The 17749-nt window shown below is 72.9% G+C and carries 5 protein-coding genes; all 5 read right to left on the minus strand.

Annotated features, from left to right (window positions below):
- Positions 1–4: 4 nt before the first annotated feature.
- Genes ACGFH8_RS18225 through ACGFH8_RS18245 form a run of 5 tightly spaced genes read right to left on the minus strand, consistent with a single transcriptional unit; the run spans position 5 to position 17682 of the window.
- Entirely contained in the window at positions 5–2860 is a 2856-nt protein-coding gene (locus ACGFH8_RS18225) for a thioester reductase domain-containing protein (protein WP_393368260.1), read from the minus strand.
- Positions 2857–3588: a thioesterase II family protein gene (locus ACGFH8_RS18230; RefSeq protein WP_393368261.1), complete on the minus strand. Its 732-nt coding sequence runs from the start codon at positions 3586–3588 to the stop codon at positions 2857–2859. Before ACGFH8_RS18230 ends, ACGFH8_RS18225 begins: the two co-directional genes overlap by 4 nt.
- Complete coding sequence (locus ACGFH8_RS18235; RefSeq protein ID WP_393368263.1) at positions 3582–4766, minus strand: acyl-CoA dehydrogenase family protein; 1185 nt, start codon at positions 4764–4766, stop codon at positions 3582–3584. The genes ACGFH8_RS18230 and ACGFH8_RS18235 overlap by 7 nt, the downstream gene beginning before the upstream one ends.
- Positions 4763–12268 carry an amino acid adenylation domain-containing protein gene (locus ACGFH8_RS18240; RefSeq protein ID WP_393368265.1) on the minus strand — a complete coding sequence of 2502 codons (7506 nt, stop codon included), beginning with the start codon at positions 12266–12268 and terminating at the stop codon, positions 4763–4765. The genes ACGFH8_RS18235 and ACGFH8_RS18240 overlap by 4 nt, the downstream gene beginning before the upstream one ends.
- A complete protein-coding gene (locus ACGFH8_RS18245; protein ID WP_393368267.1) occupies positions 12265–17682 on the minus strand; it encodes an amino acid adenylation domain-containing protein in 5418 nt (1805 codons plus the stop codon). The genes ACGFH8_RS18240 and ACGFH8_RS18245 overlap by 4 nt, the downstream gene beginning before the upstream one ends.
- Positions 17683–17749: the final 67 nt, after the last annotated feature.

The following is a 17749-nucleotide window of genomic DNA, read 5'->3' on the forward strand; positions in this document are numbered from 1 at the left end:
GTGCTCACCCCCGCACCGGCTCGGCGTCCGCGGTCGCGGAGGGGGCGGGTACGTGGCCGATGGCGGCGAAGTAGTCCAGGCACTGCCCGATGAACGCCCGCCCGACCTCGGGGGCGGGCACGTCGTCGCCGAGGACGGCGTGCGCCCGACTGGTGTCGTACAGCGGTTCGCGCCACCCGTCGGCGTTGGCCCGCACCCACGGGCCGAGCACCGACAGCACCAGGTCCCACCTGCCGTCCGGGTCGCGGCGGGACAGCCGGACCAGTTCGGCGTACCACTGCTCCAGCGGCACCCCGACGGCCTGGTAGCCCCGGTCGGACAGCGCGCCGGCCAGCTCGGCGAAGGTGAACGGCGCCGCCGCGGTCAGGTGGAACGCCTGACCGAGGGCGTCCCGGCGGCGGGCGAGCGCCGCCATGCCGGCCGCCACGTGCTCGACGGTGGACACCGGAAGCGCGATGTCGCTGTCCGGAACGAGGCCCAGGGCGACGCAGCCGCGCACGATGTCGCTGACCACGTCGCCGACCTTCCACCGCCCGGTCACCGGGCTGCCGATCAGCCGGGCCGCCCGGGTGAGCACCACGGGTACGCCACGTGCCGCCGCCTCCCCGACGATCCGGTCGGCCACCCACTGCGACTGGATGTAGCCGTTGTAGAGGTGTGGCGGCGGAGTGTCCACGAAGACCTCCCGGCCGGCCCACTCGACGTCGGCGAGGTCGGTGACCTCCGCCGGCGACACGTAGTGCACGGGGACGGTTCCGGCGCTGCCCGACGTGGCCAGCCGCAGCACCTCGCGGGTGCCGCCGACGTTCGTCGGCCGGACCCGCCGGTAGGGCGGGAGGATGTTGACCACCGCGCCCAGGTGGTAGATCTCGTCGAGGTCGTCGGCCAGCGCCCCGAACGTGTCCGGGGCGAGGCCCAGGCGCGGCTGCGACAGGTTTCCGGGCAGCACCTCGATCCGGGCGTCGAACGCGTCGTCCCAGCGGCCGGCGGCGGCCAGCGCCTCCCGTACCCGGCGGCGGCCGTCCGCCGGGTCCAGCGAGCGGACCAGGCACACCACCGTGGCGGGCGTGTCGCGCAGCAGCCGTTCCAGCAGGGCGCTGCCCAGGTAGCCGGTGGCGCCGGTGAGCAGAACCCGCCGCGGCTCGGCCGCCCACCGCACCGGCTCCCGGCCGGTGATGTCGTCGTCGAGCACCGCCTCCCGGAGCACGTCGACGTGGCCACGGGGGTCGCGGGCGCGGTCGTCGGCGACGCCGCCGGCCTCGATCAGGGCCGCCAGGCGGGCCACGGTCGGCCCGGCGAACAACGCCTGCAACGGCAGCAGGGTCCGCCACTCGTCGTGGATCCGGTTGGCCGCGCGGGTGCCGAGCAGCGAGTGCAGGCCCAGTTCGACGAGGTTGTCGTCGCGGCCGACGTGCTCCAGCTGGAGCAGGTCGGCGAAGAGGGCGCTCAGCGCGGCCTCGGTCTCCGTCCCGGCGGCCGGCGCGGGGGTGACCGGCGCGGGGGCCGGGTCCGCCGCCCGGTCGGTGGACGGCCGCGCCGGGGCGGCGGCCTCCGGGATGTCGCCCAGGCGCGCCGGTTCGTCCCGCACGATCGCCGCGAGCACGTCGTGCACGCCCGCGACGAGTGCCGGTGCCCGGGCACCGTCAACGCGTCGACGGTCGTAGATGAGGTGCAGTGGCAGGTCGTCGCCCGGAAGCACCATCAGCACCAGCGGCGTGTGCGGGCGGGTGTGCAGCTGGAAGCCCTCCAGGCCCAACCCCTCCTCGCCGAGTGTGAACGGCGGCAGCGGCATGTTCTGGAAGCCGACGATGCTGTCGAACAGTTCGGTGCCGGCCGGTGCGCTGCTCCACCGCTGGATGTCGGCCAACCCGGTGGCCGCGTTGTCCCGGACCGCGATGATGTCGTCCTGGATGGCCCGCAGCCAGGGCACCACCTGGCGTTCCGGGCCCAGCGTGCTGCGTACCGGCACGGTGCCGACCAGGCAGCCGACCACCGACTCCGCGCCGGGCAGGTCAGCGGGACGGTGGGCGAAGGTGGTGCCGACGGCCACGTCGGTGCTGCCGGTGGCCCGCCCCAGCACCAGCGTCCACGCCCCCTGCACGAGCGTGTGCAGGGAGAGCCGGTGCCGCTGCGAGTATCCGCGCAGCTCGTCGGCGAGGTCACCGAGGGACCTGTCGACCCAGTCGAAGGCGGGGCCGTCGGCCGGGGCCGCGCCCCCGTCGAGGCGCAGCGGCGCGGGCTGGTAGCCGGCCAGGTAGCGGCGCCAGAACGGCCCCACGGCCTCCGGGTCCTGCCGCTTCCACCAGGCCACGTAGTCGCGGAAACGGCCCGGCGCCAGCAGCACCGGCTCCCGGCCGCGGACGTACGCCTTGTAGGCCGCGGTGAAGTCGGACATCATCAGGCCGATCGACCAGCCGTCCACCACCAGGTGCGACAGGCGCAGCGCGATCTGGAAGCGGTCGTCGGCCAGCAGGCACAGCCCGACCCGCATGATCGGTGGGGTCTCCAGGTCGAAACCGCGCCGACGCTCGTCGCGCAGCAGCTCCTCGAGGAGACGACGCTGCTCGGCGGCCGACAGGGTCCGCCAGTCGTGGGTTTCCCGGGGTAACGCCGCCCGGGCGTGCACGGCCTGCACCGGCTTGGCGATGCCGTCCCAGCGGAACGCGGTCCGCAGCGCCGGGTGGCGGTCCACCACCAGCTGCCAGGCCCGCCAGAACGCCTCCTGGTCCGGGCTGCCGGTGAGGGAGAGCACGGTCTGCTCGACGTAGAAGCCCTCGTTCGGCGCGTACAGGTGGTGGTAGAGCATGCCCTGCTGCATCGGGGTCAGCTCGTAGACGTCGTCCAGGTTGGTACGGCTCATGCCCGCCTCCGTAGCGGTGTCGGGCCGGCGATCGGGGCTAGCGTGCCGGCCAGGCGCGACAACAGCTCGTCCCGCGCGGTACGCAGGAAGAAGTGGTCGCCGGGGAACATCTCAAGGGCGAACGGGCCGGTGGTGCAGCCCGTCCAGGCGGTGAGCGCGTCGGGATCGACCCCGACGTCGCCGAACCCGCCGAACGCCGTGACCGGGCAGCTCACCGGCAGTCCGTGGTACGAGTAGTCGTCCACCACCGTGAAGTCGGCCCGCAACACCGGCAGCAGGATCTCCATCAGCGCGTCGTGTTCGAGCACCTCCGGCGGCGTACCGCCGAGGGAACGGATGTGTTCGCGGAACAGGTCGTCGGGCAGCGTCGACACGGGCGGTTCGACCCGGGGTACGCCGGGAGCCCGCATCGCCGCCACGAACAGGTGCTCGGCGACCAGCCCGTAGTAGTGCTCCAGCCGCCGGCACAGCTCGAAGGCGAGCAGCGATCCGTAGCTGTAGCCGAGCACCGCGAAGCGCTGCCCGGGCCGGGACAGCACCGCGCCCAGCAGTTCGGCGACCAGGGGCTCCAGCCGGTCCACCGGATCCTCGTGGAAACGCAGGCCGCGTCCGGGCAGTTCGAGCGCGTCGAGCGTGACGCCGGGCGGCAGGCTGTCGGCCCAGTCGGCGAACACCCGCGCCGAACCCCCGGCGTACGGGAGGCAGTAGAGCGTCAGCGCGTTCACCACGGCCGCTCACCGCCCGCACCGACCAGGATCGCGCCGATGGTCCGGAACTGGATGTTCGACGTGCCCTCGTAGATCTTGCCGACCTTGGCGTCCCGGTACAGCTTCTCCACCGGGTGGGCGGTGGTGAACCCGTTGCCGCCCAACGTCTCCACCGCCTGCGAGGCGGCGCGCTCGGCCACCTCCGACGCCAGGTACTTGGCCATCGCGCTGACCCGCAACCGGTCGGTGGGCGTGCCGTGGTGCAGCACCCGCACCGCGTCGTAGAGCAGGACCCGGGCCGCCTCCAGCTCCGCGGCGAGCCGGGCGAGGGGGAACAGCACCCCCTGGTACGCCACGATCGCCTCGCCGAACTGCTCGCGCCGCTGCGCGTAGGCGAGCGCCTCGTGCAGGGCCCCCCGGGCCAGACCGACGAGCTGCGCCGCGATGCCCAGCTTGCCGACGTTCAGCGTCTCCATCGCCAGCAGGTCGGCGGCGCCCACCCGGCCCAGCACGTTCTCCCGGCCCACCGGCACCCCGTCGAGTCGCACGTCGCAGGTGGAGCTGGCCCGGATGCCGAGCTTGGCCTTGGGCGGGCCGACGCTCAGCCCCGGCGAGTCGCGGTCCACCAGGAACGCGGTGAGCCCGCCGGACGCGCCGTCGACACGTGCGAACACCAGGAACAGGCCGGCCTCGGCGGCGCTTGTCGTCCAGCACTTGCGCCCGTGCAGGAGGTACCCCTGGCCGTTGGCCTCGGCGCGGGTGGTGAGCGCGAAGGCGTCGCTGCCGGCCTGCTCCTCGGAGATCGCGTACGCGCCGGCCAGGCCGGTCGCCAGCCGGGGCAGGTACCGGCGCTTCTGGTCACCGGTGCCGTGGCGCAGCACCGCGCTGGCCACCAGCGCGTTCTGCACGTCGACGAAGACGGCGACGGCCGGGTCGACGGCGGCCAGTTCCTCGATCGCGATGAGCACCGCGAGCAGGTCCTGACCGGCGCCGCCGTACGCACGGGGGATCTCGATGCCCATCAGGCCGGCCGGCACCAGTTTCTTCAGCAGCGTCGGGTCGAGGGCCGACGCGGCGTCCATCTCACCGACCAGGGGTCGCACCTCGGTCTCGGCGAAGTCGCGTACCGCGTCCCGCCAGGCGGTGTGCCGCTCGGACAACGCGGTGACCGGGCGGGCGATCGTCTCGGTGGTCGTCACAGCTCCTCCTCCATGTCGTTGAGCACCGCGGCCAGGTCGTCGGTGCCGAGGTCGGCCAGCGGGAAGTCGCCCGCCGACACCTGGCCCGACCCGAGGTCGCGGCTGTGCGCGGCGATGTCGCGCAGGGCGGTCTCGAAGGCGTCCGCGAGGCTCGGCAGCTCGACCGCCGGGTCGGTGCTGCTCCAGTGGATGTGCAGAGCGCCCGCGTAGTCGACGACGGTGAGCCGCACGGCCGCGCCGAGGCTGTCCCGCTCCCAGCGGGGCCAGGGCGCCGGGTTGCCCGGCGGCAGCAGTCGGGCCAACCGGGACCGCTCGCCGAAACGTTCCAGCACGTGCAGGGCGACGCGAGCCGGCCCGTACGCGCCGTCGGCGGCGGAGCGATTCCACTCCTTGACCGCCGGCAGCAGCGCGGCCAGGTCGTCGGTGCCCAGCGCGCCGGGGACCTCGGCGACGGACAGGATCGCGCCCACCGTGCGGGAGGCGTCCACAGTGCCGTCGTCGCGCCGGTCGCCGACCACCAGCAGCGGGCCGTCCAGGCCGGTACGCCGGGTGGCCAGGGTGAGTGCCGCCAGGGCGGTCTCGGTCAGGCTCAGCCGGTAGCCGCGCCGGGTCGCGTCGGTGAGCCGCTCGGTCTCGTCGGCGGTGAGCTGGCTGACGGCCTGGTGTGGGGTCCCCTCCGGCGCCGTGGCCGGGGCCACGACCGCGGCGCTGGCCTGCGGGGACTGCTCGGCCCACCTGGTGAACGGGTCGGTGGGCGGTGCCAGCACGACGCTGTCGCCGTTGCGCAGCTGCTGGGTGATGCTCAGGAACTCGGAGACCACGACCTCCCACGAGCCCGCGTCGACGACCAGCTCCGAGGCGAGCAGGGTGAGCACCCGGCCGTCGGCGCCGAGGTCGAACAGCGCGGCGGTGAAGACCGTGCCGCGCTCGACGTCGAGCTCCTCGCGCATCTCGTCGACCATCTGGGCGACCGCCTCGGCCCGTACCTCGGCCGGCAACGTGCCCAGCTCGATGACCGGCAGGTGGGCGGAGACCTCGTCGGCCGGCACGGCCGCCTGGCACCAGCCGTCGTCGCCGGTCGCCGCGAAGCGGGTCCGCAGTGCCGGGTGCCGGCCGATGATCTGGCGGACCGCCGCACGGGCGGCGTCGAGGCACAGCTCCGCCTCGACGTGGAGGTCGACCCGGTGGGCGCCGGCCGGCAGGCCGGGCGCGGCCACCGCGAGCAGGCGCCGCTGGAACGGCGTCACGCGGGTCGCCGCGACGTCACCGCCCGGAGCCGCCGCCACGGCGCCGCGCGCCTCCAGCCGCTCGGCGAGGTCCACGATGGACTGTGCTTCGAAGAGGTCCTGGAGCCGCAGGTCGATGCCCTGGTCGTTGACCTGCGTGATGATCCGGACGCCGATGATCGAGTCGCCGCCGAGCTGGAAGAAGTTCGCCCACGGGTCGACCTCGTCGACGCCGATGGCGTGCGCCGCGATCTGGCACAGCCGTACCGCCAGCGGGGTCAGCTCGCCCCGTTCCCGCTCGACCGCGACCACCCCGGGTTCGGGCAGGTTGTTGCGGTCGACCTTGCCGTTCGCGCTGAGCGGCAGGGCGTCCAGGACGGTGATGGTGCTGGGAATCATGTACGGCGGCAGCAGGGTCGCGGCATGCGCGCGCACCGCGTCGACGAGGTCCGGATCGCCGACGTGCTCCGGGCCGGCGACGATGTACGCGGCGAGCCGGCGGTGGTGGCGGTCGCCGGTGGCGATCGCCACGGCGGCATCCACGTCGGGGTGACCCACCAGGGCGTGTTCGATGTCGCCGAGTTCGATGCGGTAGCCGCCGATTTTGACTTGGTGGTCGTTGCGGCCGGCGAATTCGATGGTGCCGTTGGGGAGGCGGCGGCCGAGGTCGCCGGTGCGGTAGAGGCGTTGGCCGGTGGTGGGGTGGGTGATGAAGGCGGCGTGGGTTTTGTCGGGGTCGTTGTGGTAGCCGTTGGCGAGGCCGGTGCCGCCGATGTGGAGGTCGCCGGTGACCCAGGTGGGGCATTCTTGGTGGCGGTCGTTGAGGACGTGGAAGGTTTGGTTGGTCATGGGTCGGCCGTAGGGGATGGATTCCCAGGTGGGGTCGATGTGGTCGATGTCGTGGAGGATGGACCAGATGGCGGCTTCGGTGGCGCCGCCGAGGCTGGTGATTTTGGTGTGGGGTGCGGTGGTGGTGATGCGGTTGGGGAGGTCGGTGGGGATCCAGTCGCCGGAGAGGAGGACTTGGCGGAGGGTGGGTGTGGTGGTGTTGGTGGCTTCGAGGTGTTCGACGAGCATGGCCATGAGTGCGGGTACGGAGTTCCAGATGGTGATGTGGTGTTCTTCGATGAGGTGGTGCCAGCGGGCGGGGTCGCGGTTGGCGTGGGGTTCGGGCAGGACGAGGGTGGCGCCGGTGGCGAGGGCGCCGAAGATGTCCCAGACGGAGAGGTCGAAGCTGAGGGCGGAGAGGCCGAGGATGGCGTCGGTGGGGGTGAGGTGGTAGCGGGTGTTGATGTCGACGCAGGTGTTGACGGCGGCGCGGTGGCAGATGGCGACGCCTTTGGGTCGGCCGGTGGAGCCGGAGGTGTAGATGATGTAGGCGAGTTCGTCGGGTTGTACCTCGGCCGCGACGGCGGGCGGGTTGTGTGCCACCGCGGTGTCGTCGTCGGCGTCGACCACGACCACGGGTAGACCCGAGCCGGCGTCGTCGGTGTCGGCGCCGGCGCGGAGCAGCACCGCCGAGCAGGCCGCGTGCTCGATGACGAACCTCTGACGCTGCGCCGGCACCGACGGGTCCACCGGCACGTACGCGGCGCCCGCCAACCCGACGCCCAGCACCGCGATCACCTGTTCGACCGACTTGTCGATGACCACGGCGACGCGGTCGCCCCGGGTCACGCCGGTGTCGACGAGTTGGTGCGCGACGAACGACGCCCGGGTCAGCAACTGCCCGAAGGTCAGCCGTCGGCCCGAGGCCACCACGGCCAGCCCGTCCGGATCGGCGGTGGCGTGCTCGACGAGCCGGGTCCACAACAGCCCGGAGGGCACCGGCGCCTGGGTGGCGTTCACCTCGGCCACCAACTCGGCCAGCCCGGCGGGGGAGACCTCGGCCGAGCCGGTCCAGCCCGTGCCCGAGCCCAGGCGGCGCAACACGTCGACGAAGCCGCCGAACATCTGCTCCACCAACCCGTCCGGGAACAGCTCGTCCACGCTGGGCCAACCGACCACGAGACCGGCCTCCACCTCCAGCGCCGCGGCGTCGATCCACACCTGCGGAGTCTGGATCACCTGGTGTTCGAGCTGCCCCAGCCAGTCCACCATCGACGACTCGTTGGCCTCGCTCTCGTTGACCAGGGTGCTGGTGAACACCGCCGGCATCATGGCGGCGTCGGTGCCGCCACGCTGACGGGCCAGCTCGCGGAGGATGTCGACGCCGTTGACGTAGCGGTACTCCAGGTCCTCCCAGTTCTGCTCCTGCAACCGGCGGGCCACCCCGAGGATCGAGTCGTCCTCGACCAGGTCGACCGGCAGCAGCGTGAAGGACGCGAACCCGCCGACCAGGTGCTCCGCGTCGGGGTGCACGGGCAGCCGGATGTTCGTGGTCACGTTGAGCGTGAAGCGGCCCGACCGGGTCCACCCGCCCAGCACGCAGGCGTACGCGGCCAGCAGCACCGCCGACGGAGTGACGCCGTGCGCGGCGGCCTCCCGCTTGATGGCGTCCCACTCCGTCGCCGGGATCAGCGCGCTGCGGGGTACGAACTTCGGCTCCCGCACCAGCTCCGGTGAGGTGGCCAACGGCAGCTCCGGCGGCGAGGGCAGGGTGGCCACCCGATCCCGCCAGTAGTCCATGGATCGGCGGTAGAGCGAGGTCTCCTTGAGCTTCTCCGCGGCCAGCCGGTAGTCGCGGAACGAGATGCCCAGCTCGGGCAGCTCCTCGGCCGGCCGCTCGTAGTAGGCGCGCCAGTCCGCGAGCAGGATCCGGACGCTGCCCATGTCGGCCATCATCAGCTCGAAGCTGAGGAACAGTCGGGTACGCCCGCCGGGCAGGTGCACCACCCGGATCTCGAACAGCGGCCACGCGTCCTCGGGTCGCATCTCGTGCGACATCGCCTCGCGCATCTCGGCGAGCCGGCCCTCGACCACCTCCGGCGTCTCGTCGCGCAGGTCGACAACGGGGAAGTCGTACCGGGTGACCTCGGGCAGCACCCGCTGGTGACCGTCGCGGGTGAACACGGCCCGCAGCATCGCGTGCCGGGCCAGCACCCGGTTCCACGCCTGGTTGAGCCGCTCGACGTCCAGGTCGTCCCGGTCCACCTCCCAGTACATGTGCGCGCCGACGTTGCCCATGCTGAAGTTGCCCATCCGGCCGATCCACTGGGCCTGCTGGATCTCGCTGAGCCCGAACGGCTCGTGCAGGTGCTCCCAATCCGGCACGGCCACCGGCATCTCGTCGTCGGCCGCCGGCGCCGGCTCGGCGGTGGTCGGCGCGGCCTCGGGCAGCAGCTCCGCGACCACCTCGGCGAGGGCGGCCACCGTGGACGCCTTGACCAGGCGGCGCAGCGGCACCTGCACGCCCAGGTCCTGCTGGATCCGGCTGACCACCTTCGTGGCGAGCAGCGAGTGGCCGCCCAGCTCGATGAAGATGTCGTCGACGCCGATCGGTGCCACGCCGAGCAGGTCCTGCCAGATGAGCGCGATGCGCCGTTCGACGTCGGTCCGTGGCGCCAGGTAGACGGTGGTCAGCGCCGGGCGGGTGTCGGCCTCGCCGAAGTCGATGTCGTCCGGCTCCTCGACCACGACGCCCGGTGCGGTGCTGCCGGTGGCGGTGGGCGCCTCCACGAAATAGCGCCGGCGCTCGAAGGGGTAGGTCGGAAGGGCCACCCGGCGACGCCGGGCACCGTCGTGCACGCCGTCCCAGTCGACCTCCACGCCGCCCAGCCAGAGCCGACCGACAGCCTCCAGGGCCGCCGCCTCGTCGGAGCCGTCGGCGTCCGGCGCGCGCATGGTGGGCACCGCGACCACGCCGCGCGCCTCGGGCGCCAACCGGGCGAGAGTGCACAGGGTGGTGCCGGGGCCGACCTCCACCAGGACGCCGATGCCCTGCTCGTGCAGGCGGGTCATCCCGTCGGCGAAGCGGACCGGCTCGCGGAGTTGACCGCTCCAGTACTCCGGGCTGACGGCCTCCGTCCCGGTCAGCCAGGTGCCGGTGCGTCCCGAGAGGATCGGCGCGGTGGGCGCCGAGGGCGACGCGGCGGCCACGGCGGCGGCGAACGGGCCGACGACCGTGTCCATCATCCGGGAGTGGAACGCGTGCGAGGTGTGCAGCATCCGGTGCCCGACACCGTCGGCCTCCAGCACCGCCGCGAATGCCTGGACGTCCTCGACGGTGCCTGCGACCACGCAGACCTCGGGCGCGTTGTACGCCGCGATGTCCAGGCCCACCGGCAGTCGTGCCACAAGCGCCTCGGCGGGCAGCGCCACCGACAGCATCGCGCCGGTCGGCTGGGCGCCCATGAGCCGTCCGCGCTCGGCGACCAGCCGGACCGCCTCCTCCGGCTCGAACACGCCGGCCAGAGCGGCGGCGGTGAACTCGCCGACGCTGTGCCCGATCGTCGCGTCGCGGCGCACCCCCCACGAGGTGAGCAGGCGGGCCATGGCGTACTCGACGGTGAACAGCGCCGGCTGGGCGACCGCCGTGTCCGCCAGTCGGGCCCGGGCGGCCCGGTCGGCCGGGTCCGCGGCCACCAGCAGGTCGCGCAGGTCGACGCCGAGCGTCGACGTCAGCGCCTCGGCGCAGCGGTCCACCTCGGCGCGGAACACCGGCTCGGTGCGGTACAGCCCGGCGCCCATGCCCGGGTACTGGCTGCCCTGCCCGGGGAAGAGCCACGCCACCTCGGGCTCCTCGGTGGGCGCCCGGCCGGAGAGGGTCCGCGGACCGGTGCCGCTGCCGAGCGCGCCGGCGGCGGTACGGACGTCGTCGACCACGACGGCCCGCCGGTGCGGGAAGTGGGTGCGCCCGGTCTGCAACGTCCAGGCCGCGTCGGCGATGTCGAGCAGTTCCGGCGCGTCGTCGGGCGCGTCGGCGTCGGCGAAGGCGGTGGCCAGCCGGTCGGTCGCCGTGTCCAGCGCGGCGGCGCTGCGTGCGGACACCACGATCAGGTGGCGGTCGCGGCGCGCGCCGGACAGCTCGCGGGCCGGCGGCTCCTCCAGGATGGCGTGCACGTTTGTGCCACCGAACCCGAAGGAACTCACGCCGATGCGCCGCGGATCGCCGTTGGCCTTCCACGGCTGGAGCTCCGCGTTGACCCGGAACGGCGTCGCCGCGAAGTCGATCTCCGGGTTGGGCGCGGTGTAGTTGACGTTCGGCACCAGCTCGCCGTGCTTGAGCTGGAGCACCGCCTTGATCAGCGAGGCGATGCCGGCGGCGCTGTCCAGGTGCCCGATGTTGCTCTTCACCGAGCTGACCGCGCAGTAGCCGCGCCGGTCGGTGTGCCGCTGGAAGACCTTCGTCAGCGCGGCGATCTCGATCGGGTCGCCGAGCGCGGTGCCGGTGCCGTGCGCCTCGATCGCCTTGATGCTCTCCGGGTGCACCCCGGCCAGCCCGATCGCGGCCGACACCACCCGCGCCTGACCCTGGATGCTCGGCGCGGTGTAGCCGACCTTGGCGGCGCCGTCGTTGTTCGCCGCGGTGGCCCGGATGACCGCGTCGATCCGGTCGCCGTCGGCGAGTGCGTCGTCGAGGCGGCGCAGCACCACCACGCCGGCGCCGCTGCCGCTGACCGTGCCCCGGGCCTGCGCGTCGAACGGGCGGCAGTGCCCGTCCGGCGAGAGGATCATGCCCTCCTGGTAGAGGTAGCCGCGGGTCTGTGGGAACCGCACGGTCACGCCGCCGGCCAGCGCCAGGTCGCACTCGTCGGCCAGCAGCGCCTGACAGGCCTGGTGCACGGCGAGGAGCGAGGTGGAGCAGGCGCTCTGCACGCAGACCGCCGGGCCGTCCAGGTCGAGCTTGTAGCTCAGCCGGCTGGCCAGGTAGTCCTTGTCGTTGGCCACCAGCAGCTCCAGGCCGTCGGCGGAGGCGTCCAGGCCGCGACCGGGCAGCAGGTGGGCCAGCAGGTACGACGACAGGCTGGCGCCCGCGTACACGCCGATCGAGCCGGGGTACGACGCCGGGGTGTGCCCGGCGTCCTCCAGCGCCTCCCACGCGCACTCCAGGAAGATGCGGTGCTGCGGGTCGAGCAGCGCCGCCTCCCGGGCGCTGTATCCGAAGAACCGGGCGTCGAAGAGTTCGGCGTCCTCCAGGGCGCCCCACGCCTTGACGAAGCGGGGGTCGGAAATCAGTTCCGGGGAGACGCCGGCGGCGAGTAGCTCCTCGTCGGTGAAGTGGCGGATCGACTCGGTGCCCGCGCGCAGGTTGTGCCAGAAGCGGGTGACGTCGGGAGCCCCCGGGAATCGGCCGGCCAGGCCGACCACGGCGATGTCGACGGTGTCGGTGCTCATGCCCTTGTCTCCTCTTCCTGTCCGGACCGGGCGACGCGTCGCCGGGCTCGACGGTTGCGTTGGCCGCGGGCGAAGGCCGCGTCCAGGTCCGCGTCGCGGTCGTCGGTGCCGGTGAGGACCCCCGCCAGGCGCCGCACGCTTGTGTGTTCGAACAGCAACGTGAGCGGGAAGTCGCGCCCGAGGGCGGTCCGCAGCTCACGGTGCAGTCGCAGGATCAGCACGGAATCGAGCCCCAGCTCGAAGAAGTTGGACCGCACGCACACCTGCGGCATGCCCAGGACCTGGCCGAGCTGCGTGGCCACGGTCCGCTCCACCGGGGTACGCGGTGGCGTGTGGTCGGTCGCCACGACCCCGGGTTCGGGCAGGTGGGCGCGGTCGACCTTGCCGTTGGGGGTGAGCGGCAGGGTGTCCAGGACGGTGATGGTGCTGGGCAGCATGTACGACGGCAGCAGGCCGCTCGCGTGCTCCCGGACGGCGGCCCCGAGGTCCCCGTCGTGCTCTCCGGGGTGTGGCAGGACGTACGCGGCCAGGCGGCGGTGGTGCCGATCTCCCGTGGTGGTCGCGATGGCCGTGCGCACCGCCGGGTGGCTGGCGAGGGCGTGTTCGATGTCGCCGAGTTCGATGCGGTAGCCGCCGATTTTGACTTGGTGGTCGTTGCGGCCGGCGAATTCGATGGTGCCGTTGGGGAGGCGGCGGCCGAGGTCGCCGGTGCGGTAGAGGCGTTGGCCGGTGGTGGGGTGGGTGATGAAGGCGGCGTGGGTTTTGTCGGGGTCGTTGTGGTAGCCGTTGGCGAGGCCGGTGCCGCCGATGTGGAGGTCGCCGGTGACCCAGGTGGGGCATTCTTGGTGGCGGTCGTTGAGGACGTGGAAGGTTTGGTTGGTCATGGGTCGGCCGTAGGGGATGGATTCCCAGGTGGGGTCGATGTGGTCGATGTCGTGGAGGATGGACCAGATGGCGGCTTCGGTGGCGCCGCCGAGGCTGGTGATTTTGGTGTGGGGTGCGGTGGTGGTGATGCGGTTGGGGAGGTCGGTGGGGATCCAGTCGCCGGAGAGGAGGACTTGGCGGAGGGTGGGTGTGGTGGTGTTGGTGGCTTCGAGGTGTTCGACGAGCATGGCCATGAGTGCGGGTACGGAGTTCCAGATGGTGATGTGGTGTTCTTCGATGAGGTGGTGCCAGCGGGCGGGGTCGCGGTTGGCGTGGGGTTCGGGCAGGACGAGGGTGGCGCCGGTGGCGAGGGCGCCGAAGATGTCCCAGACGGAGAGGTCGAAGCTGAGGGCGGAGAGGCCGAGGATGGCGTCGGTGGGGGTGAGGTGGTAGCGGGTGTTGATGTCGACGCAGGTGTTGACGGCGGCGCGGTGGCAGATGGCGACGCCTTTGGGTCGGCCGGTGGAGCCGGAGGTGTAGATGATGTAGGCGAGTTCGTCGGGTTGTACCTCGGCCGCGACGGCGGGCGGGTTGTGTGCCACCGCGGTGTCGTCGTCGGCGTCGACCACGACCACGGGTAGACCCGAGCCGGCGTCGTCGGTGTCGGCGCCGGCGCGGAGCAGCACCGCCGAGCAGGCCGCGTGCTCGATGACGAACCTCTGACGCTGCGCCGGCACCGACGGGTCCACCGGCACGTACGCGGCGCCCGCCAACCCGACGCCCAGCACCGCGATCACCTGTTCGACCGACTTGTCGATGACCACGGCGACGCGGTCGCCCCGGGTCACGCCGGTGTCGACGAGTTGGTGCGCGACGAACGACGCCCGGGTGAGCAACTGTCCGAAGGTCAGCCGTCGGCCCGAGGCCACCACGGCCAGCCCGTCGGGATCGGCGGTGGCGTGCTCGACGAGCCGGGTCCACAGCAGACCGGAGGGCACCGGCGCCTGGGTGGCGTTCACCTCGGCCACCAACTCGGCCAGCCCCGCCGGCTGCACCTCCGCCGGAGCGGTCCAGCCCGCACCGGAGCCCAGGCGGCGCAACACGTCGACGAAGCCGCCGAACATCTGCTCCACCAACCCGTCCGGGAACAGCTCGTCCACGGCGTCCCAGCTCACCAGGGCCGCGCCGTCCTCCTCCCGGACCTGGTGGTCGATCCAGATCTGCGGAGTCTGCGACACCGAGAAGGCGGTGTCGCCCAGCCACCGGGTGTGGATCTCGCCGTTGTCCCGGCCGCTTGTGAACACGACAGGCACCGGCAGCGCGGCCCCGCGCCGGCGGGCCTGCTCGCGCAGCACCTGGACACCGCTGAAGTGCCGGTGCTCCAGGTCGCGCCACAGTTGGCGCTGAATCCGGATGGCCAACTCGGCGAGGCCCGGCCCGCCGCCCAGGTCGATCTCCAGCAGGGTGATCGACGTGAAGTCACCGACCACCGCGTCCACGTCGGGGTGCAGCGGCAGCCGGTTGAACAGGGTCGTGGCCACGCAGAACCGCGAGGTACGGCTCCACCGGCCGAGCGCCGACGCGTACGCGGCGAGCAGCACGGCCGACGGGGTGATGCCGTGCGCCGCGGCGTCCCGCTTGATCCGCGACCAGGTCCCGGCGTCGATCCGGTGCTCGTGGCGGTGGAAACGGGACCGGCGCAGCTCCGCCGCGCTCGGCGCGAGGGGCAGGTCGGGCCCGCCGGGGAGGGTGTCCAGTCGGTCCAACCAGTAGGCCCGGGAGCGGGCGTACTCCGGACCCGCCTCCATCGCCCGCGCGGCGAGCAGGTAGTCGCGGAAGGACACCCCGATCTCGGGCAGCGTGGCGCCCGGGTCGAGGTAGAGCCGACGCCACTCGTCGAAGAGCACCTGCACGCTGCGGACGTCGCCCACCAGCAGGTCGAAACCGATGTGCACCCTGGTGTGCCCGAGCGGGAGCCGGCTGATCCGGACGTCCAGCATCGGCCCGGTGTCCAGGGGCAACACCTGGTGCGACATCTCCGCGCGTACCGCGGCGAGGGCCTCGTCGGCCTCGTCCAGCGAGGCGTCGCACAGGTCGATCTCCCGCACTGGCACGGTGCCGGGCGCCGCGAGGATCCGCTGCGTGCCGTCGGAGCCGATGACCGCGCGCAGCATCTCGTGCCGCTCGACGAGCGCGCCCAGGGCCCGTACCAGGCGCGGCACGTCCAGCGACGCGGAGTCCAGCTCGGTGTACCAGTAGGTGGAGACACCGCCGAGGCGCGCGGCGCCGCTGCGGCCCACCAGGTAGGCGTGTTGCAGATCGGTGAGCGGGAACGGTTCGCCCCGGCGGGCCGGGTCGGCGACCAGCGCCGGCAGGGCCGTGGCCTCGGCCGGGTCGTCGGCCCGCGGGGCGGCGAGCCGCGCGGTCACCAGGCGGGCCAACTGGTCCACTGTGGCGTCGGCGAACTCCTCCAACGGCAACCGCACGGCGAGGTCGCGTTCGAGGGCGCTCTGCACCTGAAGTGCCCGCAGCGAGTCCAGGCCCAACAGGGTGAGTGGGATGTCCGGGGTGATGGCGGCGGCGTCGACGCCCGGGGTGGCGGCGAGCCGCCGGCAGATCTCGGCGCAGACCACAGGTTCCCGCATCACCTCGGGCAGTGCGTCGAGCAGGTCCCGCACCTGGGTCGCGCCGGCGGTGTGGCTGCCCGCACCGGCCGCGACCGGCCCGGTGTCGGCCCGGCACGTCCCGTTGTCGGACCCTCCGACCGGTGCGTCCGGGTTGGACCTGTCGTCGGCCGGCGTCGGGAGGGTCGGCGTCGAGGTCGGCTCGTCGGCAACCCACCTGGTGAGTTCGGTCAGGCTGCCCTCGGCGTATCCCTGCTTCGCCGCGTGTCGCTGCACCTTGCCGCTGGAGGTCCGCGGCAGCGTGCCGGCGCGTACCAGCACCACGGCGTGCACGGCCACCTCGAACTCGGCCGTCACCGCCTGCCGGATCGCCGTCACGATGGCGTCCACGTCCGGCTCGGTGGCTTCGCGGCGTACCTCGGCGACGACGAGCAACTGCTCTCCGGCCGGGGTCTCCAGCCCGGCCGCGGCGGCCAGGCCGGAGCGCAGCGCCGGGTGGCTGGTCACCGCGCACCGCTCGACGTCCTGCGGGTAGAGGTTGCGACCCCGTACGATGATCATGTCCTTGATCCGGCCGGTCACGTAGAGCTCGCCGTCGTGGACGAACCCCAGGTCGCCGGTCCGCAGGAACGGCCCCTCGCCGGTGGTGACCCGCGCCTGGAACGTCTCGCGGGTCTGCTCGGGCCGCCGCCAGTAGCCCTGGGCGACGCTCGGCCCACTCACCCAGATCTCGCCGACCTCGCCGGCCGGCAGCAACCGGCGGTCCGGCCCGTCGACCACGACCACCGACTGTGCCGGGTCGATGCCGGGCCCGACACTGACCAGCCGGCGGCGGTCCGTCCCGTCGGCCGTCGGGGTGATCTCCCCGCGCTCCAGCGCGCTGGCGCTCACGTCCAGCTCGGCCGGCGCGGTTCGGGTGATGGTCACGGCGAGCGTCGACTCGGCCAGCCCGTACCCGGAGCGGAACGCCTCGGGGCGGAAGCCGCAGCCGGCGAACGTGGCGGCGAAGCGCCGCAGTGTGTCGACCCGGGTCGGCTCGGCGCCGAGCACCGCGCTCGTCCAGGTCGACAGGTCCAACCCGGCCCGCCGCTGCTCGTCGATCCGGTCGGTACAGAGGTTGTAGGCGAAGTCGGGGGCGTACGACGTGGTCCCGCCGTAGCGGGAGATGGCCTGCAACCACTGGAACGGGTCGAGCGCGAACGTCGCGGGCGCCAGCAGCACCGCCTCGAACCCGCCGTGGATGGGTTGCAGCACGCCCGCGATCAGACCCATGTCGTGGTACGGCGGCAGCCAGCTGACCATCCGGTCACCCGGGTGGTAGCCGACGGCGTCGTGCAGCGTGCTCGCGTTGCGCAGCAGGTTGCCGTGGCTCACCATCACGCCGCGCGGGTCGCCGGTGGTGCCGGAGGTGTACTGGAGGAAGGCCAGCGAGTCGCCGTCGATCCGCGGTGGGCGCCAGTCGGCGTCGTCGTCGGCGACGGTGGCGGTGTCCAACCAGTCGAAGCCGACAAGTTCCTCCGCCTGGGCGAAACGGGCGCTGGCGGCGGCGCTGATCCGGTCGGTGGTCAGCGCCAGAGCGGGGGCGGAGTCGCGGACCAGGCCGCGGATGCGTTCCAGTCGGCGGGTGAAGTTGGGCGGGTAGGCCGTCACGGCGACCACACCGGCGTAGAGACAGCCGAAGAAACAGGCGATGTACTCCAGCGACGGCGGGTGCAGGATCAGCACCCGGTCGCCGGGTGCGGCGTGCTGGCGTACCCGGGCGGCGATCGCCCTGGCGCGCTGGTCCAGGGCCGCGAAGGTCAGACTCTCCCGTTCCCGGCCGTCGCGGTCGAGAAAGAGGTAGGCCCGCCGGTCCGGCTGCTCCCGAGCGCGGATCCGGAGGAGGTCGACGACGGTGTGCGTGGACTCGGAGGCATGCGTGCGCATGAAATCCCACCTTCTGTGCGCTGGCGTTTAGCGACCGGGCTCTGTGGAAATGTTGGTCAGACCGCAA

Source organism: Micromonospora sp. NPDC049175 (assembly GCF_043197345.1).
Taxonomy (GTDB): domain Bacteria; phylum Actinomycetota; class Actinomycetes; order Mycobacteriales; family Micromonosporaceae; genus Micromonospora.